Consider the following 2,626-nt stretch of genomic DNA (forward strand, 5'->3'; position numbering starts at 1 on the left):
GTACTAAACCGCTGACGCGGTAGTGGGAGGTGGGCACAGGTTTATGGCTGACGTTTCATGAAGAGGGTTGTCTGGCGCTGAACCCCAGCGAGGTGAGCCGTATCGCCAGGAGCAGTATGTGAACGCCCGGTTGGGCATTCCACCCGCTGCTTCCAGGAGGTTCGCCATGACGCCGCTGCGCCAACGCATGCTGCATGACATGCAGATCCGCAACCTTGCGGATAATACCCAGAAGTCCTATCTGATTCAGGTATCCAGTTTCGCCCGACACTTCCGCCGCTCGCCAGAACTGCTAGGTCCCGAGGAGATCCGCGCCTGGCTCGTCTACCTTCGCGAAGAACGCAAGCTCGCACCCGCCAGTCTTGGCGCAACGATCGGCGCACTGCGTTTCCTCTACCGGGTGACGCTCAAACGTGACTGGAGCGACGAGGATTTCCCGCTGCCGAAGAAGCCGTTCAGACTACCGGTCGTCCTGAGTCTCGAGGAGATCACCACCTTCTTCGACTCCATTGCCAGCCTAAAGCACCGGGCCATTCTGATGGTTGCCTACGCAGCGGGCCTGCGGGTGTCAGAAGTTGTCCACCTGAAGGTCACCGACATCGACAGCAAGCGCATGGTCATCCGTGTGAACCAGGGCAAGAATCGCAAGGACAGGTACGTGATGCTCTCGCCGCGGCTGCTCGAGATCCTGCGAACGTACTGGCACGACGCCCACCCGCGCGAGTGGCTGTTTCCGGGCAACATTCCCGGCCAACCCATCAGTCGCGATGCCGTCGGACAGGCATGCCAGCTTGCACGTAAGCACAGCGGGATCCAGAAGCCAATAACACCGCATTCTTTGCGTCACGCGTTCGCCACGCATCTGCTGGAAGCCGGTACCGACGTGCGCAGGATCCAACTGCTCATGGGCCATAGGTCCCTGTCCACAACTTCGCGCTACCTTAAAGTGGCCACGAGCACTGTATGCGCTACCACCAGTCCCTTCGACCTTCTTCCGCGCCCTGAACCCACTCCGTCTGCACCCGCTGCGCCCGAGTACTTCTGAATCTGGCGATGAGACCAGCGCTCGAAGTGGCCGACATCTTCCGCTGCTGCGGCCCGCAGTACCGGCAGACCCATGCCGACGCCCTCAGTCGTGCCCAGCGGCGCGCGATGAGCGCCATCGAACTGTGCCGTACCGCCGCACTCGGCGGACATGTCGAGCAATGCGATGCATGTGGGCATCAACGCATCACCTACAACTCGTGCCGGCATCGCGCCTGCCCGAAGTGCCAGTCACTCGCCCGTGCGCATTGGCTCGAACGCCGGCGCGCCGAACTGCTTCCCGAGGTGGAGTACTTTCATGTGGTCTTCACGCTGCCAGAACCCGTTGCGGCAATCGCGTACCAGAACAAACGCGTGCTCTACGACATGCTGTTCCGCACCAGCGCCGAAACGCTGCGCACGATCGCCGCCGATCCAAAACATCTCGGTGCGGAGATCGGCTTCCTCTCGGTCCTGCACACGTGGGGGCAGAATCTGCTGCACCATCCGCACGTGCATTGCGTTGTACCAGGCGGCGGCATTGCCCCGGATGGCGAGCGGTGGATCGCCTGCCGGCCCGGCTTCTTCCTGCCGGTGCGCGTGCTCTCACGCCTGTTTCGCCGCCTGTTCCTCGAACAGTTGGGCCGCGCATTCGACGCCGGCGGCCTGCGTTTCCATGGCCAACTCGAACGCCTGCGGAATCCCCAGGCGTTCGCCGCGTGGCTTGCGCCCGCCGCCCAGGCCGAGTGGGTGGTCTACGCCAAACCACCATTTGGCGGCGCCCAACAGGTGCTCGACTACCTGGGCCGCTACACGCATCGCGTGGCCATCTCGAATAACCGGCTGCTGCGCTTTGATGGCGATTCGGTGCTGTTCCGGTGGAAGGACTACCGGCACGAAGCCCGCCACAGGACCATGACCCTGAGAGCCGACGAGTTCATCCGCCGCTTCCTGTTGCACGTGCTGCCCGACGGTCTTAAGCGCATCCGCAGCTACGGGTGGCTCGCCAACTGTCACCGGACTGCGCAACTGGCCACCTGCCGGCGGCTGCTCGGCGTCGAGCAGCCCGTCGCTGCATTACCTGCCTCCGGCGAGGACTACCGTGACCGTTACCAGCGGCTCACCGGCAGGTCACTGCGCGATTGCCCCATGTGCGGCAAGGGCCATATGGTACGCATCGAAGCCGGCGTGCCCGGCATCCAGCCGCGCGCTCCACCTGACCCCAGCCATGTTCACTGACCGGCATCACCATCACCCCGAGCACGTTGGCCTTCCCCCATGCGGCCAACGCGAGCCCCCGCGTGCTCTGGCGTTGTCGCTCGATCACAATGTCGCAGAAACTCTGCACTACCTCACCATTGACCCTCGCACTCTCACTGTCTGCGCTCCACCAGCTCCTTCAGACCGCTTGCTTCCGACCTGCAATGGCCACGTGCCGGCTATCGCAAATCACCACGCGATTCATTCAATGCCCATAGAAGCGAACTCCTGCGGAGCGGTTTAGCACAAACGTTTTTTTGATTACCGATCGCGGGCCGACTCCGACCGGCCTGTTCACGCGTTCCTGGTCGCGATCGCCAATCAAAAAAACCTCTGCAATATG

The 2,626-nt window shown here is 62.6% G+C and carries 2 protein-coding genes; both read left to right on the forward strand.

The genetic code is table 11. The features are described from left to right. Positions 1-166 precede the first annotated feature (166 nt). Complete coding sequence (locus AWB67_RS36160) at positions 167-1,045, forward strand: tyrosine-type recombinase/integrase (protein WP_062640030.1); 879 nt, start codon at positions 167-169, stop codon at positions 1,043-1,045. A gap of 8 nt (positions 1,046-1,053) precedes the next feature. Next, positions 1,054-2,262, forward strand: a complete 1,209-nt coding sequence (locus AWB67_RS36165) for an IS91 family transposase (protein ID WP_087660659.1) — start codon at positions 1,054-1,056, stop codon at positions 2,260-2,262. Positions 2,263-2,626 lie beyond the last annotated feature (364 nt).

Source organism: Caballeronia terrestris (assembly GCF_001544515.1).
Classification (GTDB): domain Bacteria; phylum Pseudomonadota; class Gammaproteobacteria; order Burkholderiales; family Burkholderiaceae; genus Caballeronia; species Caballeronia terrestris.